This is a genomic window from Undibacterium sp. Ji83W (genome assembly GCF_049340385.1).
Classification (GTDB): Bacteria; Pseudomonadota; Gammaproteobacteria; order Burkholderiales; family Burkholderiaceae_D; genus Undibacterium.
Map to the genome: position 1 here is coordinate 213429 of NZ_JBMPOZ010000003.1, position 25439 is coordinate 238867.

Annotated in this window: 28 protein-coding genes; 4 read left to right on the forward strand and 24 right to left on the reverse strand. The window is 51.0% G+C overall.

The genetic code is table 11. The features are described 5' to 3' along the window. Window positions 1–5: 5 nt before the first annotated feature. Both ACO0LD_RS07685 and ACO0LD_RS07690 read right to left on the reverse strand, forming a co-directional pair. Entirely contained in the window at window positions 6–611 is a 606-nt protein-coding gene (locus tag ACO0LD_RS07685; RefSeq protein WP_423005357.1) for an SCO family protein, read from the reverse strand. Continuing rightward, window positions 598–1347, reverse strand: coding sequence for an SURF1 family protein (locus tag ACO0LD_RS07690; RefSeq protein WP_423005359.1), 750 nt, complete (start codon window positions 1345–1347; stop codon window positions 598–600). Before ACO0LD_RS07690 ends, ACO0LD_RS07685 begins: the two co-directional genes overlap by 14 nt. Before the next feature lie 62 nt (window positions 1348–1409). On the opposite strand from ACO0LD_RS07690, the gene ACO0LD_RS07695 reads away from it, so the two are divergent. Further along, window positions 1410–1610 carry a twin transmembrane helix small protein gene (locus ACO0LD_RS07695; RefSeq protein WP_110256438.1) on the forward strand — a complete coding sequence of 67 codons (201 nt, stop codon included), beginning with the start codon at window positions 1410–1412 and terminating at the stop codon, window positions 1608–1610. Window positions 1611–1716: 106 nt separating this feature from the next. On the opposite strand, the gene ACO0LD_RS07700 is transcribed toward ACO0LD_RS07695, so the two are convergent. The 7 genes from ACO0LD_RS07700 to ACO0LD_RS07730 form a co-directional block, all read right to left on the reverse strand. Further along, window positions 1717–2577, reverse strand: coding sequence for a cytochrome c oxidase subunit 3 (locus ACO0LD_RS07700; protein ID WP_423005361.1), 861 nt, complete (start codon window positions 2575–2577; stop codon window positions 1717–1719). A gap of 39 nt (window positions 2578–2616) precedes the next feature. Then, window positions 2617–2832 carry a DUF2970 domain-containing protein gene (locus ACO0LD_RS07705; RefSeq protein ID WP_423005363.1) on the reverse strand — a complete coding sequence of 72 codons (216 nt, stop codon included), beginning with the start codon at window positions 2830–2832 and terminating at the stop codon, window positions 2617–2619. Beyond that, entirely contained in the window at window positions 2829–3422 is a 594-nt protein-coding gene (locus ACO0LD_RS07710) for a cytochrome c oxidase assembly protein (RefSeq protein WP_423005365.1), read from the reverse strand. The genes ACO0LD_RS07705 and ACO0LD_RS07710 overlap by 4 nt, the downstream gene beginning before the upstream one ends. A gap of 12 nt (window positions 3423–3434) precedes the next feature. Beyond that, a complete protein-coding gene (locus tag ACO0LD_RS07715; RefSeq protein ID WP_423005367.1) occupies window positions 3435–3542 on the reverse strand; it encodes a cytochrome oxidase small assembly protein in 108 nt (35 codons plus the stop codon). Window positions 3543–3590: 48 nt separating this feature from the next. Continuing rightward, the gene (gene ctaD, locus ACO0LD_RS07720) at window positions 3591–5186 is read right to left on the reverse strand and encodes a cytochrome c oxidase subunit I (protein ID WP_423005369.1); all 1596 of its coding nucleotides are present in this window, start codon (window positions 5184–5186) and stop codon (window positions 3591–3593) included. Between the two features lie 23 nt (window positions 5187–5209). Next, on the reverse strand, window positions 5210–6400 hold the full coding sequence (gene coxB / locus ACO0LD_RS07725; protein WP_423005371.1) for a cytochrome c oxidase subunit II: 1191 nt from the start codon (window positions 6398–6400) through the stop codon (window positions 5210–5212). 232 nt (window positions 6401–6632) lie between these two features. Further along, window positions 6633–7547 (reverse strand): methyltransferase domain-containing protein, encoded by a 915-nt coding sequence (locus tag ACO0LD_RS07730; RefSeq protein ID WP_423005373.1) that lies wholly within the window; start codon window positions 7545–7547, stop codon window positions 6633–6635. 60 nt (window positions 7548–7607) lie between these two features. On the opposite strand from ACO0LD_RS07730, the gene ACO0LD_RS07735 reads away from it, so the two are divergent. The 3 genes from ACO0LD_RS07735 (at window position 7608) to ACO0LD_RS07745 (ending at window position 11606) form a co-directional block, all read left to right on the forward strand. Beyond that, complete coding sequence (locus ACO0LD_RS07735) at window positions 7608–8348, forward strand: phosphoribosyltransferase family protein (RefSeq protein WP_423005375.1); 741 nt, start codon at window positions 7608–7610, stop codon at window positions 8346–8348. A 111-nt stretch (window positions 8349–8459) separates the two neighbouring features. Beyond that, window positions 8460–8930, forward strand: a complete 471-nt coding sequence (gene trmL / locus ACO0LD_RS07740) for a tRNA (uridine(34)/cytosine(34)/5-carboxymethylaminomethyluridine(34)-2'-O)-methyltransferase TrmL (RefSeq protein WP_423005377.1) — start codon at window positions 8460–8462, stop codon at window positions 8928–8930. Window positions 8931–9119: 189 nt separating this feature from the next. Next, on the forward strand, window positions 9120–11606 hold the full coding sequence (locus ACO0LD_RS07745) for a sensor domain-containing protein (protein WP_423005379.1): 2487 nt from the start codon (window positions 9120–9122) through the stop codon (window positions 11604–11606). Here ACO0LD_RS07745 and rfaE2 read toward each other — a convergent pair. From rfaE2 to ACO0LD_RS07820, 15 genes are all read right to left on the reverse strand, one after another. After that, window positions 11595–12074 (reverse strand): D-glycero-beta-D-manno-heptose 1-phosphate adenylyltransferase, encoded by a 480-nt coding sequence (rfaE2, locus tag ACO0LD_RS07750; RefSeq protein ID WP_423005381.1) that lies wholly within the window; start codon window positions 12072–12074, stop codon window positions 11595–11597. The two genes, ACO0LD_RS07745 and rfaE2, sit on opposite strands and share 12 nt — an antisense overlap. A gap of 353 nt (window positions 12075–12427) precedes the next feature. Next, window positions 12428–13291, reverse strand: a complete 864-nt coding sequence (locus tag ACO0LD_RS07755) for a ferritin-like domain-containing protein (RefSeq protein ID WP_423005383.1) — start codon at window positions 13289–13291, stop codon at window positions 12428–12430. Between the two features lie 128 nt (window positions 13292–13419). Next, the gene (locus ACO0LD_RS07760) at window positions 13420–14352 is read right to left on the reverse strand and encodes a CysB family HTH-type transcriptional regulator (protein ID WP_423005385.1); all 933 of its coding nucleotides are present in this window, start codon (window positions 14350–14352) and stop codon (window positions 13420–13422) included. Window positions 14353–14391: 39 nt separating this feature from the next. Next, window positions 14392–15456, reverse strand: a complete 1065-nt coding sequence (locus ACO0LD_RS07765) for a sulfate/molybdate ABC transporter ATP-binding protein (RefSeq protein ID WP_423005387.1) — start codon at window positions 15454–15456, stop codon at window positions 14392–14394. An 18-nt stretch (window positions 15457–15474) separates the two neighbouring features. Continuing rightward, window positions 15475–16368, reverse strand: coding sequence for a sulfate ABC transporter permease subunit CysW (cysW, locus tag ACO0LD_RS07770; RefSeq protein WP_423005389.1), 894 nt, complete (start codon window positions 16366–16368; stop codon window positions 15475–15477). Between the two features lie 2 nt (window positions 16369–16370). Next, the gene (gene cysT / locus ACO0LD_RS07775) at window positions 16371–17225 is read right to left on the reverse strand and encodes a sulfate ABC transporter permease subunit CysT (protein WP_423005391.1); all 855 of its coding nucleotides are present in this window, start codon (window positions 17223–17225) and stop codon (window positions 16371–16373) included. 275 nt (window positions 17226–17500) lie between these two features. Then, on the reverse strand, window positions 17501–18346 hold the full coding sequence (locus tag ACO0LD_RS07780) for an EAL domain-containing protein (RefSeq protein ID WP_423005393.1): 846 nt from the start codon (window positions 18344–18346) through the stop codon (window positions 17501–17503). A gap of 25 nt (window positions 18347–18371) precedes the next feature. After that, entirely contained in the window at window positions 18372–18587 is a 216-nt protein-coding gene (locus ACO0LD_RS07785; protein WP_110256421.1) for a TOBE domain-containing protein, read from the reverse strand. A gap of 19 nt (window positions 18588–18606) precedes the next feature. Beyond that, on the reverse strand, window positions 18607–19500 hold the full coding sequence (locus ACO0LD_RS07790) for an ATP-binding cassette domain-containing protein (protein ID WP_423005395.1): 894 nt from the start codon (window positions 19498–19500) through the stop codon (window positions 18607–18609). Window positions 19501–19523: 23 nt separating this feature from the next. Further along, window positions 19524–20399 carry an aliphatic sulfonate ABC transporter permease SsuC gene (gene ssuC, locus ACO0LD_RS07795; RefSeq protein WP_423005901.1) on the reverse strand — a complete coding sequence of 292 codons (876 nt, stop codon included), beginning with the start codon at window positions 20397–20399 and terminating at the stop codon, window positions 19524–19526. Between the two features lie 18 nt (window positions 20400–20417). After that, complete coding sequence (gene ssuD, locus ACO0LD_RS07800; protein ID WP_423005903.1) at window positions 20418–21563, reverse strand: FMNH2-dependent alkanesulfonate monooxygenase; 1146 nt, start codon at window positions 21561–21563, stop codon at window positions 20418–20420. Between the two features lie 35 nt (window positions 21564–21598). Then, entirely contained in the window at window positions 21599–22567 is a 969-nt protein-coding gene (locus tag ACO0LD_RS07805) for a sulfonate ABC transporter substrate-binding protein (RefSeq protein WP_423005397.1), read from the reverse strand. Window positions 22568–22572: 5 nt separating this feature from the next. Further along, complete coding sequence (locus ACO0LD_RS07810) at window positions 22573–23559, reverse strand: sulfonate ABC transporter substrate-binding protein (RefSeq protein ID WP_423005399.1); 987 nt, start codon at window positions 23557–23559, stop codon at window positions 22573–22575. A gap of 142 nt (window positions 23560–23701) precedes the next feature. Next, complete coding sequence (ssuE, locus tag ACO0LD_RS07815; RefSeq protein WP_423005401.1) at window positions 23702–24274, reverse strand: NADPH-dependent FMN reductase; 573 nt, start codon at window positions 24272–24274, stop codon at window positions 23702–23704. 32 nt (window positions 24275–24306) lie between these two features. Beyond that, window positions 24307–25326, reverse strand: a complete 1020-nt coding sequence (locus tag ACO0LD_RS07820) for a sulfate ABC transporter substrate-binding protein (protein WP_423005403.1) — start codon at window positions 25324–25326, stop codon at window positions 24307–24309. Window positions 25327–25439 lie beyond the last annotated feature (113 nt).

The window sequence follows — 25439 nt, forward strand, 5'->3', positions numbered from 1 at the left end:
TGCTCTTAACCTATCGCTGACGCACGCAATAATTTGCTGAGGTCTTTTTTGATCTTGTTGGCATCTGCATTTTTTGGATAACGCATCATCAGGTTGCCACGCGGGTCTATCAGGTAAATGTGGTCGCTGATCTGGGTATCACTCTCGGTCGGCAACCAGGCTTTCAATGCTGCAGCGTCGACTTTCAACATGCGCGCACCGTCATGCTGGCGTATCAGCATGGTATCAATCGGGGCTTCATCAGTGATGAGCCAGACGCGCTCTATCCTGTCCATTTCCTTGCCTTGTGCAGTACGCAACTGGCGGATGTCATACATTCTTTTTTGGCATGCGTCGGCACAGGCACCGCTGTCCGCCTGCAGCATCAGCCATTTGCCTTTATAGGCATCCAGGCCAATGGCAGGATCGGTCGCAGCAGCACCCAGCAAATGCCCCGCCAGTTTAGGCATAGGGTAATTACGTGGGTCCAGTATGGTGCCGTAATTGGTGCGGCCTTCGGGCTTGATGACATAGTAGGTCAGATAGGAAAAGACCATGGGGGCGGCACAGACTGCCAGCACCAGGAATAATTTCCAGCGACCAAGCGACTTTTGTTTTTCAGTTTTTTCCACGACGAAATCCAGTAACAACAAAAAATAAGAAAGCCATCAAGGCCAGTGCATACCATTGAAAGGCATAGCCTCTGTGCTTGTCAGCACCTGCCGATGGCATGGGCCAGTCACGCGAGAGACCATCTTTGTGGCTTGAAGATTGTTCCGGCGCTTGGTCTGGCATCTGTTCCAGCGTTTGTTCAAGCACAAAGGGATAAAAGTCCCAGCGTGTTTGTTTTGCCAATGCTTCAACATCGATGTTTTGCAAGAGACTGCCAGGTTTGACAACTTCGGCCTGACCGAGTTGCATGACACGATCAAGCTTGTCCCTGAGCATACCCTCCAGCACAACCTGACCTGCAGGCGCGGGGATATCTGGCATATGCATGCGGTCGCGTGCATCACGCGGGTGCCAGCCACGCGCGATCAACACATATTTACTGCTATCCGCGAGCTTGAAAGGCATCAGCACGTATAAACCAGCTTTGCCCTGCAAGGGGCGATTATCCAGATACAAGGGCCATTCGCGTATGAATTGCCCGCGGACTTGCAGTTTGCGAAATACCTGCAACTGTTCAGACGGTGTCTGGCTATTCAAGACCAGGGCTGGCAAATGCTGGCGCTCGCTCAGTAGTGCCGCCAGTGTTTCCTTTTCCAGCGCCCTGTGCGTCTGCCATTGTGCCAAAGCGATACCCAGGCTGACCAGCAGCAGGCAGGCAATAAAGGGGATCAGACGGAAGCGGAAGGAAATAGGCATTCAGGTATTAAGGTATTACAATGCAGGAGTCGATCAATCAAAAGCACCAACAATAGCTCAGTATGAAAATTCTTGTCGCCATCGCTTTTTTCCTTATCCTTTTCAGCCTGGGATCTGCCCTGGTTTATCTGATGAAAGACAAGGGAAAAAGTAATCGCACGGTCAAAGCACTGGCATTCCGGGTAGGTTTTTCCATTACCCTGTTTTTGCTGATCTTGCTGGCCAATCATTTTGGCCTGATACAGCCTACTGGTATCAGGTAAGTTTTGCTGTTACGGTAGTACCAGTATCGTTCGCTGCACTAGCACTTTCATATATGTAAAAAAGCCGCACTAACTGTGCGGCTTTTTTTACGCTACTGATGCTCGCTTACAGCCAGTAGACAACAACGTACAGACCCAGCCAGACCACGTCAACAAAATGCCAGTACCAGGCAGCGCCTTCGAATGCGAAGTGATGCTCAGGTGTGAAATGGCCTTTCATGACACGGTACAGAACAACCGACAACATGATCGCACCCATCGTCACATGGAAACCGTGGAAACCAGTGAGCATGAAGAAAGTGGAACCATAGATACCGGAAGTCAGTTTCAGGTTCAGCTCGCTATAGGCATGCATGTATTCGTAAGCCTGGAAGCCCATGAACACTGCGCCCAGCAATACCGTGGCAAACAACCAGAATGCTGTCTTGGCACGATGACCTTCACGCAGGGCGTGGTGAGAAATCGTCAGCGTCACGCCGGATGTCAGCAGCAAGGCAGTATTGATCGTAGGGATAGGGAAAGGACCCATGGTTTTGAAGGCTTCGACTGTACCAGCCGGGCCTACATTACCCCAATTGGCAGCAAAATCAGGCCACAAGACTTTGTGATCCAGATCAGCCAGCCAAGGCATACTGATGGTGCGTGCATAGAACAATGCGCCAAAGAAGGCTGCAAAGAACATGACTTCAGAGAAAATGAACCAGCTCATGCTCCAGCGGAAGGACACGTCGATACGGGCGCTGTATTTACCGCCTTCGGATTCAGCAATCGCTTCACCAAACCAGTTATACAAGACTACCAGGGTCAGGATGATACCTGCAAAATTCAGGTAAGAACCCCAGGCCAGACCGTTGACCCAGGCAGAAGCACCTATCATGGTCAGCAATAAGGTGGTACCACCCAGGACCGGCCATTTGGATGGGCCAGGCACAAAATAGTATGGCGCATTAGCGTGTTGAGAACTCATTTCCATCTCCCGATGCAATTTAATGTACTACTTGAATTGTTATTTCGCGACTACATGCTTGACTATCATGATCAGCACTGCGATGAAGATCAGCGCGCCTATGATGCCGGCAATAATCACGTGAACAGGATTCAACTGTGCTGCATCCTGCTCATAATCATTTTTCTTGCGTATCCCCAAAAACGACCAGAATACGGCTTTCATTGTTGCCACAAACGAAGCCTTACGCTTGCTTGCTTCTTTTAAATCTGTCATGACTTGCCCTGACCTTCGCCAGCTACGGCAGCAGCTTGTGGCTTGCCACCAACTTCAAAAAATGTATAAGACAAGGTGATTGTCTTCACATCTTTCGGCAAGGCCGGATCCAGATAAAACACTACAGGCATTTGCCGCGCTTCATTCGGGCCCAGAGTCTGCTGCTTGAAACAAAAGCATTCCATCTTCTTGAAGTAATTGCCAGCCTGTTGTGGTGCGTAGCTCGGTATGGCCTGCGCATCCATTTTGTAAGACTGCTTGTTGACTACTTCATAAACGATTTGTGTCATTTCACCGGGGTGCACTTTCATGCTCGCCACGGTAGGGCGAAAACGCCACGGGCCCTGCGTATTGGCATCAAACTCAACCGTCACTTCACGACTTCTGTCGATCTGGGAATTGGATATTTCTTTTACCGAAATATCCTTGGGCGTCAAAATATTCACCCCCGTCAATTCACAAATCTGTTTGTAGATGGGCACCAAAGCGTAACCAAATCCAAACATCAGGAGTGCAATCACCAGCAACTTGCCCAGCATTTTTGCATTCAGCTTGTTCTTGACTGCAACGCCGGATTCCTCTTGCAACATGAAGCTATCCTATCAGCGTAACCAGGTTTGTTTAATGAAGACACCGGCAAAAAACACCAGCGCCACAGAAAACAGAATGATGGCTGTCCGCAAGTTATTCGGTTTTTTCTTGTTACTCATTTTTTGTCTTGCTCCGGCAGAACCGGAGCAAGCCTAAGCCGTACTACATTATTTGAATTCTGGCGGTTCTTCAAAAGTATGGAAAGGTGCAGGGCTAGGCACTGTCCATTCCAGACCTTCGGCACCATCCCATGGTTTTGCTGCTGCTGGTATGCCGCCCTTGATGGACGGGATAACCACTGCCAGGATGAAATACACCTGCATCAGACCAAAACCAAACGCGCCAACAGTTGCCAACTGATTGAAATCAGTGAACTGTGCTGGGTAATCGGCATAACGACGTGGCATGCCGGCCAGACCCAGGAAGTGCATAGGGAAAAAGGTTACGTTGAACAAAATCAGCGAACCCCAGAAATGGATCTTGCCGCGCAGTTCGTTGTACATGAAACCTGTCCACTTTGGACTCCAGTAGTAGTAACCGGCGAACAGGGCAAACAGGGAACCCGCCACCAACACATAGTGGAAATGGGCAACCACGTAGTAAGTATCTTGCAACTGGATATCAATCGGTGTCACCGCCAGGATCAGACCTGTGAAACCACCCATGGTGAACACGAAGATAAAGCCGATGGCAAACAACATAGGTGTCTCGAAAGTCATCGAGCCTTTCCACATTGTCGCAATCCAGTTAAACACTTTCACGCCGGTGGGTACCGAGATCAGCATGGTGGCATACATGAAGAACAACTGTGCCGTCACTGGCATACCAGTTGTAAACATGTGATGCGCCCAAACGATGAAGGACAGGATCGCGATGGATGATGTTGCATACACCATCGATGCATAACCAAACAAAGGCTTGCGGGCAAATGCAGGAACGATCTGGGAAACGATACCGAAGGCTGGCAAAATCATGATGTACACCTCTGGATGTCCGAAGAACCAGAAAATGTGTTGATACATGACAGGGTCACCGCCGCCTGCAGCATTGAAGAAAGAGGTACCGAAATGACGGTCAGTCAAAGTCATGGTGATCGCACCAGCCAGAACCGGCATAACAGCGATCAGCAGGTAAGCAGTAATCAACCATGTCCAGCAAAACATCGGCATCTTCATCAAAGTCATGCCAGGAGCGCGCATGTTCAGGATGGTGGTGATGATGTTGATGGAACCCATGATGGAAGATGCACCCATGATGTGGACCGCAAAAATCGCCATGTCCATACCAGGGCCCATTTGTGTGGACAATGGTGCATACAGAGTCCAGCCAGCAGCAGTAGCGCCACCAGGTACCCAGAAAGAACCCATCAGCAACAAAGCTGCCGGAGGCATGAGCCAGAACGAGAAGTTGTTCATACGGGCAAATGCCATATCGGACGCGCCGATTTGCAGAGGGATCATCCAGTTGGCAAAACCAACGAATGCCGGCATGATCGCGCCGAAAACCATGACCAGGCCATGCATGGTGGTCAACTGGTTAAAGAACTCCGGCTGCATGAGTTGCAAGCCTGGCTGGAACAATTCGCTACGAATGCCCAGGGCCATGACACCACCAGCCAGCAACATTGTGAAAGCGAACCACAGATACAGGCTACCGATATCTTTATGGTTAGTGGCAAACAACCAGCGCTGCCAACCATGTGGATGGTCATGCGCGTGGTCGTGAGAGTGATCGTGAGCGTGATCAGCTGTAGTAGTGCTCATCTTTTCTCCTGTTCTTCCTGTTATTACTTACGCGCAGCCAAAACTTCAGCCGGTTGGACGATGTTTTCAGCAGCCTTGTTAGACCAGTTATTGCGTGTGTAAGTGATTACGGCAGCAATTTCTGTATCAGACAAAGAACCTTTCCATGCAGGCATGCCTGGCGCTTTACCATTCAAGACGATATTGATTTGCGCGGCTTTTGGACCAGTCACGACAGCAGAGCCATCGAGAGCAGGGAATGCACCTGGCACACCCTTGCCTGTTGCCTGGTGGCAGGCCACGCAGTTGGTTGTGTAGACTTTTTCGCCGCGTTGCTTCAGCTCATCGATAGTCCAGACTTTGCTTGGATCATCTGCCTTGGCAGCCATTTCTTTTTTCTTGCCATCTACCCATTTTTTGTAATCTTCATCAGATACGACACTGACGACGATAGGCATGAAAGCATGTTCTTTACCGCACAATTCCACGCACTGACCACGGTAAGTACCGATTTTCTCAGCCTTGAACCAGGTATCGCGCACAAAACCAGGAATCGCATCTTGTTTGACGCCGAAAGCCGGAATAGTCCATGCATGAATAACGTCATTGGCAGTAGTAATGATACGAACCTTTTTATTAACAGGTACGACCACCTCATTATCAACTTCGATCAGGTAATTATCGCCACGTTTTTCAGTTGGTTCCACGCCAGGCGCGCCAACTTGTGTACGTGGAGTAGACAGCGTGGACAGGAAGGAAATGCCTTCGCCCTCACCCTTCAGGTAGTCATAGCCCCATTTCCATTGCATGCCGGTGGCTTTAATGGTGATGTCTGCATTCGATGTATCTTTCATCGCTACAACAGTTTTTGTCGCTGGCAAAGCCATGACGATAACGATGATGAATGGCACGACTGTCCAGGCGATTTCAACTGCAGTACTCTCATGGAAAGTCGCAGCTTTATGACCCAAGGATTTGCGATGTTTCAGTATGGAGTAAAACATCACCCCGAAAACTGCAACAAAAATTACCATACAGATAACCAACATCAGGTTATGAATGGAATAGATTTGCTCAGCAATTTGTGTAACAGGTGGTTGCAGATTTAACTGCTTTACTGCCGGACCGCCCTTCATATCTACCGCCGGACCATTAACCACCGCCCACGTTGGCAGACTAGCAGCCAAGAGCGAGGCACCCAGCATGAACGACTTTAATCGCTTAGCATGTTTCATGAATTTCCCCAAAACCCGATTAGAATTCTTTTAACAGAGCGCCAGGGACACAGATTCAAAATTTTTCAAATGCGTACCGGCAACTTCCACAACTGCGAGAGTATAAGGCGTAAAGCAGGGTGATATCAAGCAGAATACACGAGCGACAACTATGATCCCGCTCAAATGTCACAAAGATTTAAGACGTAAATTTACAGTTTTTCAGTATTTTTTGATCTGGTTTTGATGTGTATTAAGGTGATTTTTTAGGTAAATCGAAACGGACTATGGATTCACCGGCGGCAGTTTTCCGGTTCACCGGACGGAAAGCATGGCCATATATCACTTCCAGCGTCAGGGCTATGCGCCCATCCGCATTTTTGCGTTTGTCCAAGGCTGCCAGCAAACGCACATAGGCTTTGCGACCCAGTAACCCTTGCCTGCGTGTCATCAAGGGATTTCCCCCCAGGGCACGCACGTCATCCAGCAATTTATCGGCATCGGCGTAAGTCAATGTGATTTTTTCCATATCCATGACAGGTGTGGAAAACCCTGCATTCACCAGCATATCGCCAAAATCATGCATGTCAACGAAGGGCAGCACATGGGGCAGGTCATCGACCTCGGCAAAGGCCTGGCGCAATTCCATCATCGTATCCGGGCCGAAACAGGAAAACATCAGCAGACCCTCAGTCCGCAAAACCCTGCGCCATTCAGCAAATACCAGATCAGGCTGGGGATGCCAGTGCAGCGCCAGATTCGACCAGATCAGGTCAACCGCAGCACTCGCCATGGGCAAGCGGGCGAAATCGGCACACAGCAAATGCTGGCCGCCGTCCTGGCGCAGGGCAGCAGGCGTCCATTTCGCCAGTAAACGTCCGACTGCACTCTTGGCGGCTACATGCTTATCCCTGCCTGCCTCCAGCATTGCCAAAGATGCATCAACACCATAAGCCTGGGCCGCTGGATAGTATTTTTGCAACTCGGCAATATCATCCGCCTCGCCGCAACCAGCATCCAGAAAGCCTGTTGGCTGGATTTTGACCAACTCGAGCTTTTCACGCATGCGCGTGGCTATTTCGCGACGCAAAAAGTCGGAAGTACGGATTTTTTCGGCATCGGCAAACAGGCGGCGTACCAGTTGCAGATTGATGGGGGCGCTCAGCATAGGCAAAATTGCAAGAAACTGCGTTTTTAAGTTAAGCTGGCAGTTTACACGCTTGTACTCATGATGACAGACAAACTCAAACTTACCTGGAAAAATGGCATTTCTGCCCTGATACCAAATTCTTGTGCGCTATGCCGCCTGGATAGCCGCGATGTGATCTGCAGTGCCTGCCATCTGGCCTATTTCCAGGCAGGACAAACACGATGCAGGCAATGCGCCCTGCCCTTGCCACCCGCAAGCGCCAGCCCGCGTTGCGGCGATTGCCTCAGCAATCCCCCTGCTTTTGACAGTAGCCTGACCGTTTGTGACTATGCCGCCCCACAGGATCAACTGGTGCTGTCACTGAAATTCGCCCACCAACTGGCCCTGGCACCGCTGTTTGCCCGCATGCTCAGGGATAGCATCTTGCAGCAACAGGGCAAGGAACTGCCGGATTTACTTTGCGCCGTACCCCTGGGCAAAGACAGGTTGGCCGACCGTGGCTTTAACCAGGCCTGGGAAATCACGCGCCCCCTGGCTAAACATCTGGGCATACTTGCCAACATGCATATACTGCAACGTAGCAGGGAAACTGCCATGCAGAGTGGCTTGCCCACCGCCGCCAGGGCGCGCAATGTCAAACATGCGTTCTGTATAGACGAAAATCAGCTGGACAAGCTGCGCGGTGCGCACATAGGCGTCGTCGATGATGTAATGACCACTGGCATGACCCTGCATGAAATCGCTACAATGCTGAAACGTTACGGTGCAGCTGAAGTGACAGCTTATGTTTTTGCCCGCACCCTGCCCCATATTCACTAAGAGGCTGTTGCGAAATTAACCTGGCGTTGTTGCGCCGCCTTGCCTAGCCGGGGGCGCCGAGCCATCTTAATTTCGCAACAGCCTCCAAGTTACTATTACTAAGGAATCACCTTGTTTCATGTCGTCCTGGTCGAACCAGAAATACCGCCAAATACTGGCAATATCATCCGTCTGTGTGCCAACACGGGTGTACAACTGCACTTGATAGAACCGCTGGGTTTTCCTCTGGATGACTCCAAGATGAAGCGCGCCGGTCTTGATTACCATGATTATGCGACCATGAAGGTGCATAAAAACTGGGCAGCGTTTTGTGCCAGTGAACAGCCAGATAGCAGCCGCATGTTTGCCATGACCACACATGGTTCCACGCCCTTTGCGAATATGGCTTTCCAGCCCGGCGACTATTTTGTGTTTGGTGCAGAAACCCGCGGCCTGGCCCCAGAATTGCGCGAGTCCTTCCCTACCGGCCAGCGCATACGGCTGCCGATGAGGCCAGACAACCGCAGCCTGAATTTATCGAATACAGTAGCCGTCGTCGTCTACGAAGCCTGGCGCCAGAATGATTTTGCAGGTGGTAGTTAAGCTCTGACGATCATTATTTTCATTTCCGCATGTCAATTATCCAAATTACCACACGGCATTTGAAAATTTGGCCCATATCCCCAAGAATCCTTTAGCATACTTGCAGGAGAACAGATTCCAGACAATTATAATTTGGCCCCTTAATTTGGCCCATTCTTCAGGGCCTAGACCCAAGGCCAGGACAAGATCGTGCAAAATTCAGGAATTGAGCAATTTGAAGATAATCTTCAACAGCTGCGACATCTGATCGATGCGCTGCCTGTCTGCATCTCTTATGTGGATGCCGCATATCACTATCAATTCATCAATCAAGTGTATATGGACTGGTTTGGCCTGCCCAGATCAGCAGTCATCAACAAACACATTGCCGACGTCATAGGCCAACCAGCTTTCCAGCACGTGCGCTCGTACGTGGCGCAAGCGCTGGCGGGACAAGCTATCGCCTATGAAACCACGGTACCCTATCTGCATGGCGGGACCCGCACAATTTCCGCTCAATTGCTGCCCGTCTTTGACCATGATGGCAAGGTCAAGGGCTGCTACGCAATGATTGTTGATATCAGCCAGCGCAAGCAAAGCGAAGAACAATTACATCTGCATGAAGAACGCTGGCAACTGGCGCTGGAAGGTTCTGGCGATGGTGTCTGGGACTGGTATCCGCAAACCGGCATAGAGATATTGTCTGATCGCCTGCGCGAGATCTATGGCTATGAAAAAGATGAGATCGAAGACTTGTCTGAAGAACTGGACAGGCGCACCCATCCTGACGACCTGAAGCAAATGTACCTGGACAGACAGGCGCACTTTGATGGCAAGACACCGATTTATATCAACGAACACCGGGTGCAATGCAAGGATGGTCGCTGGAAATGGATACTGACACGCGGTACCGTAATACAGCGCGATGCCCAGGGCAGCCCGGTACGCGTAGTCGGTACTCATACCGATATTTCAGAAAGAAAGCAGGCTGAAGTCGCCCTGCGTGAAAGTGAAGAGCGCCTGCGCATGGCGTTGTCTGCCACCCATCAGGGTCTGTATGATTTGAATGTGCAAACCGGGGACGCCATCGTCAACCCGGAATATGCACTCATGCTGGGATATGCGCATGACAGTTTTAAGGAAAACAGAAAGAATTGGGCAACCAGGGTTCACCCTGCAGATTTCCCTTTGGCTGCGCGCGCTTTCAGGGAACATCTGGAAGGCAAGAGTGACGAATACCGTGTCGAATTCCGGCAAAAGAAAGCCAGCGGCGAATGGGCCTGGATACTCTCGGTCGGGGCCATAGTCGAATGGGACAGGGACGGCCAGCCTCAGCGCATGCTAGGTACCGTGCTAGACATCACAGAAAAGAAAAAAACCGAAGCCCTGATCTGGCAACAGGCCAATATAGATACCCTGACTGGCTTGCCCAACCGCCGCATGTTTTATGACAGGCTGGATCATGATATCAAGCTCAGCAAGCGTCATAGTCTGGCGCTTGCCGTCCTCTTCATTGATCTGGATTTTTTCAAGGAAGTCAACGATACCCTGGGCCATGCTACTGGCGATGCCTTGCTGATAGAGGCTGCGCACAGACTACGCAATTGTGTCAGGGAAAGCGATACCGTGGCACGCCTGGGCGGCGATGAATTTACTGTCTCGCTGCCAGAAATGCAGGAGCAGAACCGTGCCGAAGCCATCGCGCAAAACATCATACGCAGCATGTCCACGCCTTTCCAGCTGGCAGGCGAAGAAATCTATTTGTCGGCCAGCGTAGGCATCACCATTTATCCGCGTGATGCGGACAACCTGGATGACTTGATCAAGCATGCCGACCAGGCCATGTACGCGGCCAAGGCGCAAGGCAGGAATCGCTTCAGCTATTTCACACCCGGTCTGCAAACTGCGGCGCTGGCGCGCCTGCGCATGACCAATGATTTGCGTGCCGCAATTGCAGACAATAGCTTGCGCGTATATTTCCAGCCCATCGTCGATATCCATAATGGGAAAATACAAAAAGCCGAAGCCCTGGTGCGCTGGCCGCATGCACAAAGGGGTTTCATCAGTCCTATGGAATTCATCCCGATAGCGGAGACCAGCGGCCTGATAGTCGCCATCGGTGATCTGGTTTTCCATGAAGCTGTGCACTGGGTCAAGAAATGGCGCGAACTGTATCATCCAGACTTCCAGATCAGTATCAACCAGTCGCCTATGGAATTTCAGGGCGACCAGGAACGCTATGTGAACTGGATACATGACCTGGCGCAGCAAAACCTGCCAGGACAGGCAATTACAGTGGAGATTACCGAGGGATTATTGCTCGATGCCAGCCAAAAGATTACCAGCAAGCTTTTGCAATTCCGCGATGCCGGGATACAGGTGGCGCTGGATGATTTTGGCACTGGTTATTCTTCACTTTCCTACCTGAAGAAATTTGATATCGACTATCTCAAGATAGACCAGTCCTTCATCCGCAACCTGGCGACAGATGCCAGTGATATTGCCCTGTCTGAAGCCATCATCATGATGGCGCACAAGCTGGATTTGAAGGTGGTGGCTGAAGGAGTAGAGACGCAACAGCAGCATGACTTGTTGAAGCAGGCAGGCTGCGATTTTGCCCAGGGTTATTTATTTTCCAAACCGCTGCCGCCTGAAGAATTTGAAGTCTTCCTGCGACAAGAATCTTTACGTCGCTGACCTGACCCTGGCCAGCAATTTGCTGGTCGAACGGTCATGCTCAAAATCAATCGCCGCTACCGTGCCACCATAAGCCAGCACAGCCTGGCCTTCAGGTATGGCTGTCATATCGTAGTCGCCACCTTTGACATACACTTCAGGATGCGCCGCCAGCACCGCTTGCAAAGCGGTGTCTTCATCAAACTCCACCACCAGGCTTACAGCCTCCAGCGCAGCCAGCACCGCCATGCGGTCTTCACAGGTATTGACAGGCCGGTCATCACCCTTGCCCAGACGCTTGACCGAGGCATCGGTATTCACGGCGACCACCAGCGAAGCCCCAAATTCGCGCGCGTCAGCGAGATAGCTGACATGACCGCGATGCAGGATATCGAATACGCCGTTGGTCATGACTACCGGTTTTGGTAGCCCGCGTACACGTTCCGCCAATTGCTCGCGGGTAGTAAGTTTTTTTTCGAATTCTGGCATAGGAAACTTTGTGGGTATTTTACGAAAACCTCTCACCACAGAGACACGGAGACACAGAGAAAGGCATAGAGAAGTACAAGAGTAAATAAACGCAAATGTTTGTAATTCGTAGGTTGGGCTACGGTTTACCAGCCCAACACTCGGCATATAAATAACGTATACGTTTATCAAGGGCACAGTGTTGGGCTGGTAAACCGTAGCCTAGCAAGGCCCGGCCCAACCTACGAGAATTACGATTTCGGTTTTCTCTGTGCCGTTCTCTGTGTCTCCGTGCCTCTGTGTTGAGAGGTCTTGAATTTATAAACAAAAACGCCGCTAATGATTAGCGGCGATTGTACAGCTTCAAGCCAGGTTTATGCAGCACTAGGCATGCTGCCAGGCAGAATAACCAGTCTTTGCGCAACTTCCTTGCGATAACGGTTCAAGTCTTGCACGGTTTCAAAAGTACGCTCGAATAGCAGCGACATATTGTGCAAAATGCGGTCGACGACTTTCTTTTCCCACACGCCATCGAACTTGATCTGGCCATCCAGCCAGCGTTCCAGCCAGTCAGGATCAGGCAGGCGTGACTGTATGGTGTCGTTCGGGAACAATGCCTGATTGACATGCAGGTTAGTCGGGTGCAAAGGTTTTTCTGTACGCCTGGCGGATGCCATCAGGACACCAATTTTTGAAAACGCCGCGCGTGCCACGTCGCCCATTTCTGCCAGGGATTTTTTCATATAGCGCAGATAAGCACCGCCATGGCGTGCTTCATCCTGGCTGATGATTTTGTAGATATGCTTGATGACAGGTTCGGTATGCCAGTCAGATGCGCAGCGATACCAGTGGTTCAGACGTATCTCGCCGCAGAAATGCAGCATCAGGGTTTCCAGCGGCGGGGCTGGATCAAACTCGAAACGTACATTGTCGAGTTCTTTTTCAGTTGGCACCAGTTCAGGATGGAAGCGGCGCAGATATTCCATCAAAACCAGGGAATGTTTTTGTTCTTCAAAAAACCAGATGGACATGAAGGCGCAAAAGTCACTATCGCCACGATTGTCCCGCAAGAACATTTCTGTGGCAGGCAGGGCAGACCATTCAGTGATGGCATTCATCTTGATGGTTTGCGCCTGCTCAGGCGTCAATTTGCTGGCGTCATATTTATCCCAGGGGATGTCTGACTCCATATTCCAGCGCACTTGCTCCAAAGACTTAAACAATTCAGGGTAAAGCATGGTCAACCTCTGATAAAAATTGCGGAAATTAGAATAATTTGCCTAATTTTACCAGAGAGATGTGACACCTTCACGACAACACCTGAATTGCTTAAAATTTAGGCGGTTACGCAACAAAAATATGAATTTTAAGCTACCTCGTTTTCACTGACTGCTTGTCGCACTTCGTCCCTGTCCAGATTAGGCGCGAACTGTTGTATGAATTCATAAGTATAGGCACGCAGATAAGCACCACGGCGTACCGCCAGACGCGTGACATTCGATGCAAACAAATGGCTGGCAGAAATAGTCCTCAAACCATGTGCACGTTGCACTTCTATTGCCATCGACGCTACCAGACCCACACCCAGACCCAGTGCTACATATTGCTGGATAACGTCAGAATCCATGGCGGTCAGGACGATGTCGGTGCGCAAGCCAGCCAGACGGAAAGCATCATCAATATGACCACGGCCAGTGAAGCCGACATCATAGGTAATCAGTGGATAATTCGCCAGATCTTCCAGCGTCAGTTCACCTTTCTCCAGCAAAGGATGGCCTTCTGGCACAACGACTACGTGATTCCATTCATAGCAGGCAAAAGAAGCCAGGTCCTTGAACTGCGACAGACCTTCAGTAGCAATACCGATATCCGCCTTGCCAGACAATACCCATTCAGCAATATGTTCCGGTGAACTTTGTTGCAAGGCGATGCGCACGTCCGGGAAAGCCTGGCGGAAACCTTGTACCACCTTGGGCAAGACATAACGCGCCTGGGTATGGGTCGTAGCTATCGTCAGCGTGCCTTTGGACTGGTCAGAATAATCTTCGCCAGCCTGGCGCAGGTTTTCTGCCTCCAGCAATAATCTTTCTATGATGGGCAATATGTCCTTGCCTGGTTCAGTCAGGCCAGTCAGGCGTTTGCCATTGCGCTCGAAAATATCGACGCCAAGCTCTTCTTCCAGCTCGCGGATCTGGCGGCTGACGCCGGGCTGGGAAGTGAACAGCACATTTGCCACTTCAGTCAGGTTATAACCGCGGCGTGAAGCTTCACGGATGGAGCGTAGTTGTTGGAAATTCATAGGGCACCTTATTTTTATTTATTATTTCGTATTTACTATTTATTGAGTATCGACAAAGACATGGAGGCGTTTAGGACGCACCACCAGGGCTTCTCCGACTTTGAGTTTCAGTTGTTCATAGCGCTCAGTGGAAATCATGGCTTCGACCAGTTCACCGTTGTCATCTCTTTCCAGTTCCAGCTGGGCCAGCGGGCCTATGCTGTGGACGCGACGAAGTTGCACATTGAGACCTGTCGCACCGGGGGAATAGCGGTCTATTTCCAGTTCATGCGGGCGCACATAGCCAGTACCAAAAGCATCACGGGTATCGGCATGGCCAGGTGCCTCAAAAGGTACGCCACCAGCATCAAGTATGCCTTCATGAATACGGCCACGGAACAAGTTCACATTACCCAGGAAGCCGTAGACAAAAGGCGTAGCCGGATGATGGTATACCTCGGCCGGAGCACCTACCTGTTCTACCTTGCCATGATTCATGAGCACGATCTTGTCAGCTACTTCCAGTGCTTCTTCCTGGTCATGCGTGACGAAAATACTGGTGACATGTAATTCATCATGCAGGCGGCGCAACCAGCGGCGCAATTCCTTGCGCACCTTGGCATCGAGCGCACCGAAAGGTTCATCGAGCAAGAGCACACGTGGTTCTACCGCCAGTGCACGTGCCAGCGCAATACGCTGACGCTGACCACCTGACAATTGCGGTGGATAACGGTCAGCCAGCCAGTCGAGTTGCACCAGTTCCAGCAACTTGGTGACTTTCTCCTTGATCTCGCTTTCTGAAGGACGCAGATGACGCGGTTTGACGCGCAAGCCAAAAGCGATGTTTTCAAAAATCGTCATATGCTTGAACAAGGCATAATGCTGGAACACAAAACCGACCTGACGTTCACGCACATGCTGGGCCGAGGCGTCTTGCCCGTCGAGCAAAACCTGGCCGCTGTCGGCATATTCCAGACCGGCGATAATCCGCAACAAGGTGGTTTTACCGCAGCCTGATGGCCCCAGCAAGGCGGTCAATTCTCCATTCGGAAAATCCAGCGAGACATTGTCCAGGGCAGTGAAATTGCCAAAGCGTTTTTGTAATTGATTAACAGCGATACTCACGGTGAACCCCTTCTCTCTTTATTCTTGTGGCAATTGGCGGTTTTCATTGGTACGCCATTCGACTAATGTTTTCAGCGCGAGTGTGAACAAGGCCAGCAAGGTCAGCAATGATGCGACAGCAAATGCGGCAGTGAAGTTGTACTCGTTATATAAAATCTCGACTTGCAAAGGCATGGTATTGGTCTCGCCACGGATATGACCAGACACCACCGATACCGCACCAAACTCGCCCATGGCACGTGCATTACACAGGATCACGCCATACAGCAAACCCCATTTAATATTTGGCAAGGTCACGTACCAGAAAGTCTTCCAGCCAGATGCGCCGAGTACCAGTGCGGCCTCTTCTTCTTCGCTACCCTGTGCCTGCATCAGTGGTATCAGTTCACGCGCCACAAAGGGAAATGTCACAAAGATGGTCGCCAGCACGATGCCGGGTACGGCAAACAAAATCTTGATCTCATGGTCACGCAGCCATTCACCAAACCAGCCCTGCGCACCAAACAGCAAAACGTAGATCAGGCCAGAAATAACCGGTGACACCGAGAATGGTAAATCTATCAGCGTCAGCAATACATTCTTGCCACGGAATTCAAACTTGGCGATAGTCCAGGCTGCAGCCACACCAAATACCAGGTTCAAAGGCACAGCAATACCAGCAGCTATCAGGGTCAGCTTGATGGCTGAGAGGGCATCTGGTTCTATGATGGCAGCCAGGTAAACTTGCCAGCCTTTTTTTAGGGCTTCAGCAAAAACGGCGGCCAGTGGTATAAACAAAAACAGGGTCAGAAAAGCCAGTGCTGTCAGTGTCAAAACGACGCGCACCCAGAATGGTTCCAGCGTTGCTGCTGGCGTAATCACAGGCTCATAGCGGCGCGGTGTTACAGGGGCAATGATGGTTGCTGTTGTCATGATCAGTCTCTTCCTGCATTTTGTCGGCTGCGTGTCCAGGCTTGCAGGGCATTAATCGCCAGCAACAGGCTGAATGACAGCAGAAGCATGACCACGGCAATCGCCGTTGCCCCGGCATAGTCGTATTGTTCGAGTTTGGTAATCATGAATAGCGGTGTAATTTCAGAAATCATGGGCATATTGCCAGCGATAAAAATAACTGAACCGTATTCGCCGGTGGCACGGGCAAAGGCCAGCGCAAAACCTGTCAGCAAGGCGGGCAAGATACTAGGTAAAATAACGCGCAAGAAAGTTTGCAGATGGCTGGCACCCAGACTGACGGCGGCTTCTTCCAGTTCTTTTTCGGCTTCTTCCAGTACAGGCTGGACTGTGCGCACCACGAAAGGCAGGCCAATGAAAGTCAGTGCAATCAAAATACCCAAAGGCGTGTAAGCGACCTTGATGCCCAGTGGTGTCAGCAACTTGCCTATCCAGCCATTCGGTGCGTACAGGGTTGCCAGGGTAATGCCGGCAACAGCGGTAGGCAGGGCAAACGGCAAATCCACCAGCGCATCAATCAATCGCTTGCCGGGAAACTTGTAGCGCACCAGCACCCAGGCGACGATGCCACCAAAGAAGACATTGATCAGTGCCCCCAGCAGGGAAGCACCAAAAGTCAGGCGATAAGAAGCCATGACGCGGTCGGAAGTGACGGTATTCCAGAAAGCTTCCCAGGTCATGGTGAAGGTTTTCAGGAACACGGCAGAAAGCGGTATCAGGACTATCAAGCCCAGATAAAACAGGGTAAAACCCAGGGAAAGGTGAAAGCCAGGCATTACCCGTCTCGCCCTTTTATTTGATCCTAGAAACTGCGCCATGCTTAGCCTTTATTACAGATATGACTATCGATGAGCAATCTTCCCAGTATTTTGTTATATAGAAAACGAATTTTTTCTTATTCTTAAATACGTTTTTCGTATATAGATTAGTCTCTAACATCAGAAAATGCCAAAAAATTATTCATAAGACACTGAATTGGAGATGAACTACCCATTTCCCTACTTTACATATGCGTAACGCAAAAACGCAGAGACCACGTCTGCAACCATCTGCATAAATGATCCCTGCGCTTATTTGTTTGATATTGAAAAACTCAGGCCAGTTTGAATTCTTCTTCGTAATGGAAAGTCAGCTTGCTTTCATCGCGGCTTAATAATGCAGCTTTGGGCAAATCAAACAAGAAACCCTGCAGCAGATAAGGGCTGGCCGTCTGGTTGGCGTCACGCAATGCCTGCAGGCGTTTCTGGTTTTCTATACGACGGAAGATGATGTGGCACTGCGCACGGTCAGCCTGTTCAAGCAAACGTACCTGGGCCTCCGCGTCATTGGCGAGGCTGATATCAAGCTTGATGGAAGCGGGACGTATGCGTTCCAGCAAGTCTGCAGCCTGCTCCAGGCTGGCTGCATGCAAGCCTATGCGAAAGCCATTACGCCGGTAATTCTCTGCGACATGTGTCAGCACCCAGCGCTGGCTGGGCGTGATCAAAGGCAGTTGCAAGACAATATCGGGGTGTGGCAATTCCAGCACATCAAGGATGCGGCGAAACGCCATGCCATGATTGCCCTCTACTGCTGCCAGCAAGCGGCTATGCACACTCAGATACAGATCCAGATTGACACTTTCTGGCTGCCGATAAAAATTCAGGGTATGCAAGAGTCGGCACAGCCTGTCCAGCTCTACCGACTCATCATCATTGGCGGCGTTTTCCAGCAATTTCCAGATGTTCAGGCCCTGGTCATCGCTGGCATAGCTGCGTGCATACGCCTCGTAGGCAACAATACGGCCATCATCACCAGCACGTATGGCCTGGAAGGCGCTGGTCAGGGTGGAATTAAAATAACGTCCGCGCGCGCGCCCTTGTTCATCCAGCCACAAGTTGGTGGTGGCCAGCGTACTTTGCAGACGACTCAGGTAGTTTTGCAATGCGGGATAATGCATGCCTGCCTCAGCTTAAAAATTCTATCTATAACTTGGCGATAGAAACTTCTGTCGCTTTTACCAGCGCCACGACTTCTGAACCGATGACCAGGTTCAAGTCCTTGATGGAGCGTGTAGTAATGACAGAAGTGACGATGCCTGCGGGTGTCTCGACATCGACTTCGGACACAACAGATCCTTCGATGATGGCCTTGATCTTGCCGCGAAATTGGTTACGTACATTGATAGCTTGGATGCTCATGATAAATCCTAAAAAAAGTTTAAATAGCCCAGGCAACCTGATGCACTGTTCTGTGCAAGGAAAGATCACCGAGTTCTGTGTCGGGTGTTACTGAAGGTTTTTGCAATACACGCTGCAAGATACGTTCTTCCAGTTCGGCAAATTTTGGATTGCCACGCGCACGTGGTCGGGGTAAGTCGATTCTGGTATCGAGTGTGATCTGGCCATCTTCTATCAGGATCACACGGTCTGCCAGGGCGATGGCTTCCTGTACATCGTGGGTCACCAGCACAGCAGTGAAACCACGCTGCTGCCACAGGCTTTCAATCAGGTTTTGCATTTCAATGCGGGTCAGTGCATCGAGTGCGCCCAAAGGTTCATCAAGTAATAACAGGGCCGGTTCATGCACCAGTGCCCTTGCCAGCGCAACACGCTGACGCTGGCCACCGGACAATACCGATGGCCACTCGTCAGCGCGCTCGGCCAGCGCGACCTTTTCCAAAGCCTGGCGCGCCCTGGTCTTGTCACTACCCAGACCCAGTGCCACGTTGGCAATAACAGACTTCCACGGCAACAAACGGGAATCCTGAAACATCACCCTGGTATCTGGTTTCGATTGTTCTGCACCAAATTCCAGACTACCGCTATCCGCCTGTTCCAGTCCTGCAATCAGGCGTAGCAAAGTACTCTTGCCACAACCACTGCGGCCTATGACGGCGACAAACTCACCCGCCTCTATTTGCAAGTTCAATGACTTTAATACCTGACGTCCCTGATAAGATTTTTGTATGAGACGCAGATTAAGTGCAGTGCCACTGCTACCCACGTCGCTCCCCACATCATCAAATGCAGGTGCCCATTCACCTTTGGCAGTCTGTTCCCAGCCACCGTCCAACTCTTCACGCAAGGCGACGATATCTGCGACTGCACTCATGGGAAACTCCGGAAATTGACGCATCATACTGCCCTCCCCTGATAACCCGGATGCCAGCGCAGGCAATACTGCTCCAGAGCACGCGAGAGTACATCGGCCAACTTGCCCAGCAATGCATATAAAAGTATGCCAACCAGCACTACATCCGTTTGTAAAAATTCACGTGCATTCATGGTCATATAACCTATGCCAGCCTGGGCAGAAATAGTTTCTGCAACGATCAGCAAAACCCACACCAGGCCCAGGGAAAAACGCACACCGACCAGTATCGATGGCAAAGCACCCGGCAAAATCACATCACGGTATAAAGCCCAGCCAGACAAGCCATAGCTTTGCGCCATTTCTATCAAGCCCTTGTCTACAGTACGTATGCCATGAAAAGTATTCAGATAGACGGGAAAGAACACGCCCACCGACACCAGGAACAGCTTCGCCATTTCATCGATACCAAACCATAAGATCACCAGCGGTATCAGGGCCAGTGCCGGAATATTCCTGACCATTTGCAGCGTGGTATCGAGCAAGGTTTCTGCAAAACGGAAACTGCCTGTCAGCAAACCCAGCAAGAGACCCAATCCACCACCCACGGCAAAGCCGGAAATAGCGCGCCACAAACTGGTCTTGGCGTGCACCCAGATTTCGCCGGAGACGGCCAGCGTCCAGAATGCTTTTACTACTGCCAGTGGTTCAGGCAAGATACGGCTGGACAACCAGCCAGTCTGCGCTGCCAGTTGCCAGAACAGGATCAATGTTACTGGTACCAGCCATGGCAAACCCCGTTTCAGCAGACGCACGCTGACCTGGCGAAAGACATCCGGTTTTTTTGCGGCAAACTGTGCTGCGTGGGTAGAACCACCTTGCACATAGGTAGCAGCGAATTCGCTCACTTCAGTAATCATTGGTCCCATATTGCCTCCCTAGCTTTGCGATACCTTGGGGACGATGCCATTGGCCATGACTTCACCAAACGGGCCAGTCAGGCTATTGGAGACGCCGGGCACTTCCTTGCCTATCAGAGGGAATACCAGTTCTGAAAAACGGTAAGACTCTTCCAGATGTGGATAGCCCGAGAAAATGAAGGTGTCGATACCGAGCGCCTGATATTCCTTGATGCGCGCAGCGACAGTTTCAGGGTCGCCCACCAGGGCAGTACCGGCACCACCGCGCACCAGGCCTACACCAGCCCACAAGTTGGGGGACACTTCCAGTTTGTCGCGCTTGCCACCATGCAGGGCGATCATGCGTTGCTGGCCAACCGAGTCCATCTTGGCAAATGCTGCCTGGGCGCGGGCGATGACATCATCATCAACATAACGGATCAGGTCTTCTGCGGCTTGCCAGGCTTCATCATTGGTTTCACGCACGATGACATGCAGGCGTATGCCAAAGCGCAAAGTCCTGCCATGTTTGGCTGCACGTTCACGCATGTCGGCAATCTTGGCGGCAACAGCTGCCGGTGGTTCACCCCAGGTCAGGTAAACATCCACCTGTTCTGCCGCCAGTTCATGCGCAGGTTCAGAAGAACCACCAAAATACAGCGGTGGATAAGGTTTTTGGATAGCCGGATACAGGGTCTTGGCCCCCTTGACGCTAATGTGCTCGCCTTCAAAATCATAGCCGGCATCACCACCTTCGCCTGACAGCGAAGCACGCCAGACGCGCAAGAATTCGTCAGTGATTTCATAGCGTTTTTCATGATCGGCAAACACACCGTCAGCTTCCAGTTCGCCCTGGTCACCACCAGTGACGATATTGATCAGCAAGCGTCCCTTGGACAAACGGTCAAAGGTGGCAGCCATGCGCACGGCCAGGCCGGGGCTGCTCAGGCCGGGGCGTATCGCCACCAGGAATTTCAGCTTGCTGGTCGCGCCTATGAGGCTGGAAGCAACCACCCAGGCATCTTCGCAAGAGCGGCCAGTAGGCAAGAGTACGCCGTCGTACCCCTGGGTATCAGCGGCAACCGCAATCTGTTTCAAGTAGTCATAACTGACCTGGCGTGCGCCCTGGGTAGTACCCAGATAGCGGCTGTCACCATGGGTAGGGATGAACCAGAATATATTCAAACTCATTATTTGCTCCTGTTTTTTTAGCGACAGATTTACAGCTTGGTACCAGGCGGCAACCATACAGCGTCACGCACATTGACTGCCTTGGGTATCAGTTTCTGCTGATAAAAATTATCAGCCACTCTTTGCTGCTCATCGACAATGTTTTGGGTAAAATAAACGACTGGTGAGCGTGGCCTTCGTTCCAGGAAGCTGGCGATGGTTGGTTTATCCAGACCAGTGCTGGCGGCAATGATGGCCACTGCCTCATCGCGATTCTTTTGCACGAAGGTATCGCTGCGCGTCAGTTCTTCAAACAGCACTTGTATGACTTTGGGATATTTGTCAGCAAAGCTGCGCGCAGACAAATAGTGCGACAGATTGTTGACCAGCCCCTTGCCAGTCGCCAGAATTCTTGGTGCTGCACTTTGCTCGATTGCTGCCCAGTACGGGTCCCAGATAGCCCAGACATCGACACTGCCGCGTTCGAAAGCTGCACGTGCATCAGCAGGTGCCAGGTAGACAGGTGTAATGTCTGACCATTGCAAGCCAGCTTGTTGCACAGCGCGCAAGACATGGTAATGCGCGCTTGAGCCTTTTTGTATGGCGATCTTCTTGCCCTTCAAATCTGCCAGTGTACGTATGGCGGAATCAGGTTTCACCAGAATCGCACTGACACCCGGTTTGGCAGGTTCGGCACCGACATACACCAGATTGCTGCCAGCAGCCTGGGCAAAAATAGGGGGCGGTTCACCGGTAGTGGCAAAGTCTATGCTGCCAACTGACAGGGCTTCCAGCATTTGCGGGCCAGCAGTAAATTCAAACCAGCTGACTTTGACACCTTTCAATTGCTGTTCCAGCGCCTGCCTGTGTTTCAGCAAAGTCAGATTGACTGAGCTTTTTTGAAAGCCAATACGTAGCTCTTTGGGCAAGTCATTAGCCGCAGCAAAGCTGGCCGCGGGCAGTATGCTGCTCAGAGCAAATGCCAATAACAAGCGGCGGATGGAAGACAATTTCATCATCAGCCTCAAGTCTTGACCGCGAATACCGCATCGCGGATATTGATACGCTTGGGTATCAGCTTCAGGTCTGCAAAGGTGTCCGCAATGCTCTGCTGTTCCTTGATGACTTGCTCTGTCAATGGTTTGACACCGAAGCCAAAACGGGAAGTAGACAATTCAAGAATGCTGACTTCCAGTCCGGTTTGCGTAGCAAGTATGCTGGCCACTTCCTTATGATTTTTTGCACTCCATTCATCAACCTTGGCCAGCTCTTCCAATACAATGCGCAAGACTTCAGGACTTTTTTGCGCATAAGGCCGTGCTGCCAGATAAAACTGGTGATTGCTGACCGCACCTTTACCGTCCGCCAGTACCCTGGCACCCAGTTGTTTTTCAGCGGCGGCCAGGAACGGGTCCCAGATCACCCAGGCATCGACACTGCCACGTTCGAACGCAGCACGCGCGTCGGCAGGCGGCAAGAAAATGACTTCAACATCCTTGTAATTCAACCCGGCTTTTTCCAACACCTTTACCAGCAGGTAATGGACGTTGGAGCCCTTGTTCAAAACGACTTTCTTGCCCTTAAGTTCTGCAACCGACTTCAAGGTGGAATTCTTGGGTACGATGATGGCTTCACCGCCAGGGGCTGGCGGTTCATTACCAACATACAATAAATCTGCACCGGCAGCCTGGGCGAAAATTGGTGGTGCTTCACCCGTGGTGCCAAAATCGATGCTGCCTACATTCAAACCTTCCAGCAATTGCGGGCCAGCCGGGAACTCTGTCCATTTGACATCCACACCCAGGGCGGCCAGACGCTTATCCAGCGCCCCTGTCCCCTTCAGTACCGTCAGTGTTCCATACTTCTGATACCCTATGCGCAGATTGCCAGTTGTCTTGTTCTGGGCAAAGGCCTTCGGCAAGACCACGCTCAAAGCGGCCGCTGTCAAAGCCGACAGGCGGCTCAGGGTAAGACGTTTTTCCTTGCTGGTGATTTGAAATTTGCGGCTCATGTTCTGCTTTCATATTTTGGACAAGACTTCCCCCTGCCGGGGTGCCAGCATGAAAGAAAGGTTTTTATTAAATGAGTTAGAGCAGGTACTTGCTCAGTGCTGCCTCAGTGCTTCTATCAGGGCCTGCCATGTTTTGTCAGGGTCAACAAGGTAAAACCAGTTCTGCTTCTGCATGCACTGGTGGCCGCAAAATACTTAGACTATCAAGCAAGAGCTGCACACCTTCTTTAACCCGGTTTTGTATTGCTGCATCAAGCTGCAAACCATGCAGTTCGGACCAGGTAAGCTGCGCATCCGTCGCGTAAATACTGGGCAAAATATGCCGTGCAGATAAGGAGGCAAGCACCGGACGCAAACCATAATCGAGCGCCAGCATATGTGACTGGCTGCCGCCAGTTGCCAGTGGCAATACCAGCTTACCGTTCAAACCATCTTGCGGCAGGATATCCAGGAAACTTTTCAACAAGCCGCTATATGCTGCTTTGTAGATGGGCGTCGCAATGACGATGGCATCGGCTTTCGCCAGCAGGCTTTTAGCTGCAGACAATTCTGGATCAGAAAAGTCGGCGTGCATCAGAGCCTGAGCAGGCAAGTCCCTGACATGCAGACTGCTGGTACGTTGCCCTTGTTCGTTGAGCTTGATACCCACATGGTTCAGCAAACGTGCTGAACGTGAGGGGGAAGACGGGCTTCCCGATAGCAGTAAGATGCGCATTTTCTTGCCTCCTGTTTCCTGTGCCGGGAAATTTATTTTTTATTTGGCTGGTAGATTTGATCAAAAATGCCGCCATCGGCAAAATGCTCTTTTTGCGCCTTGGTCCAGCCACCGAAAGTGTCATCGATGGTAAACAATTTCAATTTCGGGAATTGCGCCGCATATTTTTTCGAGGCTTTTTCTGTCGTCGGACGATAGTAATGTTTGGCGATCGTGTCCTGGCCTTCATCAGTGTACAGATAGTTCAGGTAGGCTTCTGCCACTTTGCGGGTACCACGGCGGTCTGCAACTTTATCGACCACAGCGACGGAAGGTTCAGCCAGGATACTGGTAGATGGGGCAACAATTTCAACCTTGTCCGGGCCCAGTTCCTTGATCGCCAGCAGGGCTTCGTTTTCCCAGGCAAGCAAAACATCACCTATGCCGCGCTCAACAAAAGTCGTGGTTGCACCACGTGCGCCTGAGTCAAGTACCGGGACGTTTTTATACAGCTTGGACAAAAACTCTTTTGCCGTGGCTTCGCTACCACCCGGCAGTTTCAGGGCATAACCCCAGGCTGCCAAATGATTCCAGCGTGCACCGCCTGAAGTTTTTGGATTAGGTGTGATCACGGCTACACCTGGTTTGACGATGTCAGCCCAGTCCTTGATACCCTTGGGGTTACCCTTGCGTACCAAAAACACAATCGTAGAAGAATAAGGTGAAGCATTGTGTGGCAGACGTTTTTGCCAGGCTTTGTCGAGCAAGCCTTTTTCTGCCAGTGCATCAGTGTCATAGGCCAGCGCCAGCGTCACCACGTCCGCATCCAGGCCATCAATCACGGCACGCGCCTGTTTGCCAGAACCGCCATGCGATTGTTTGATAGTGACATTGTCTCCAGTTTTGGCTTTCCATTGTTTGGCGAAAGCCTGGTTCACATCCTGATATAACTCACGGGTTGGGTCATATGAAACATTGAGCAGGCTGATATCTGCCGCCAGTGCAACAGAGGAAAATGCAGTGGCAAGGCTTGCAACCGCGCTCGCTGCGAGGATTATCTTTTTGATCGTCATCTCTAAGTCCAGGTAAATAATAATTTTTATGAGGAGTACAGAATAAATCGGCTCTATATAAATTAAAACGAAGTGTTTCGATGTTTAATATACGTTTTTGGCATATGGTAGTA

What these genes read in the sequence shown, in the direction of transcription:
- ACO0LD_RS07690 (WP_423005359.1), bottom strand. Translation starts at nt 1,347, where the DNA reads ATGCCTATTTCCTTCCGCTTCCGTCTGATCCCCTTTATTGCCTGCCTG.
- ACO0LD_RS07695 (WP_110256438.1), top strand. Translation starts at nt 1,410, where the DNA reads ATGAAAATTCTTGTCGCCATCGCTTTTTTCCTTATCCTTTTCAGCCTG.
- ACO0LD_RS07700 (WP_423005361.1), bottom strand. Translation starts at nt 2,577, where the DNA reads ATGAGTTCTCAACACGCTAATGCGCCATACTATTTTGTGCCTGGCCCA.
- ACO0LD_RS07705 (WP_423005363.1), bottom strand. Translation starts at nt 2,832, where the DNA reads ATGACAGATTTAAAAGAAGCAAGCAAGCGTAAGGCTTCGTTTGTGGCA.
- ACO0LD_RS07710 (WP_423005365.1), bottom strand. Translation starts at nt 3,422, where the DNA reads ATGTTGCAAGAGGAATCCGGCGTTGCAGTCAAGAACAAGCTGAATGCA.
- ACO0LD_RS07715 (WP_423005367.1), bottom strand. Translation starts at nt 3,542, where the DNA reads ATGAGTAACAAGAAAAAACCGAATAACTTGCGGACAGCCATCATTCTG.
- ctaD (WP_423005369.1), bottom strand. Translation starts at nt 5,186, where the DNA reads ATGAGCACTACTACAGCTGATCACGCTCACGATCACTCTCACGACCAC.
- coxB (WP_423005371.1), bottom strand. Translation starts at nt 6,400, where the DNA reads ATGAAACATGCTAAGCGATTAAAGTCGTTCATGCTGGGTGCCTCGCTC.
- ACO0LD_RS07730 (WP_423005373.1), bottom strand. Translation starts at nt 7,547, where the DNA reads ATGCTGAGCGCCCCCATCAATCTGCAACTGGTACGCCGCCTGTTTGCC.
- ACO0LD_RS07735 (WP_423005375.1), top strand. Translation starts at nt 7,608, where the DNA reads ATGATGACAGACAAACTCAAACTTACCTGGAAAAATGGCATTTCTGCC.
- rfaE2 (WP_423005381.1), bottom strand. Translation starts at nt 12,074, where the DNA reads ATGCCAGAATTCGAAAAAAAACTTACTACCCGCGAGCAATTGGCGGAA.
- ACO0LD_RS07755 (WP_423005383.1), bottom strand. Translation starts at nt 13,291, where the DNA reads ATGCTTTACCCTGAATTGTTTAAGTCTTTGGAGCAAGTGCGCTGGAAT.
- ACO0LD_RS07760 (WP_423005385.1), bottom strand. Translation starts at nt 14,352, where the DNA reads ATGAATTTCCAACAACTACGCTCCATCCGTGAAGCTTCACGCCGCGGT.
- cysW (WP_423005389.1), bottom strand. Translation starts at nt 16,368, where the DNA reads ATGACAACAGCAACCATCATTGCCCCTGTAACACCGCGCCGCTATGAG.
- cysT (WP_423005391.1), bottom strand. Translation starts at nt 17,225, where the DNA reads ATGGCGCAGTTTCTAGGATCAAATAAAAGGGCGAGACGGGTAATGCCT.
- ACO0LD_RS07780 (WP_423005393.1), bottom strand. Translation starts at nt 18,346, where the DNA reads ATGCATTATCCCGCATTGCAAAACTACCTGAGTCGTCTGCAAAGTACG.
- ACO0LD_RS07785 (WP_110256421.1), bottom strand. Translation starts at nt 18,587, where the DNA reads ATGAGCATCCAAGCTATCAATGTACGTAACCAATTTCGCGGCAAGATC.
- ACO0LD_RS07790 (WP_423005395.1), bottom strand. Translation starts at nt 19,500, where the DNA reads ATGAGTGCAGTCGCAGATATCGTCGCCTTGCGTGAAGAGTTGGACGGT.
- ssuC (WP_423005901.1), bottom strand. Translation starts at nt 20,399, where the DNA reads ATGATTACTGAAGTGAGCGAATTCGCTGCTACCTATGTGCAAGGTGGT.
- ACO0LD_RS07805 (WP_423005397.1), bottom strand. Translation starts at nt 22,567, where the DNA reads ATGATGAAATTGTCTTCCATCCGCCGCTTGTTATTGGCATTTGCTCTG.
- ACO0LD_RS07810 (WP_423005399.1), bottom strand. Translation starts at nt 23,559, where the DNA reads ATGAGCCGCAAATTTCAAATCACCAGCAAGGAAAAACGTCTTACCCTG.
- ssuE (WP_423005401.1), bottom strand. Translation starts at nt 24,274, where the DNA reads ATGCGCATCTTACTGCTATCGGGAAGCCCGTCTTCCCCCTCACGTTCA.
- ACO0LD_RS07820 (WP_423005403.1), bottom strand. Translation starts at nt 25,326, where the DNA reads ATGACGATCAAAAAGATAATCCTCGCAGCGAGCGCGGTTGCAAGCCTT.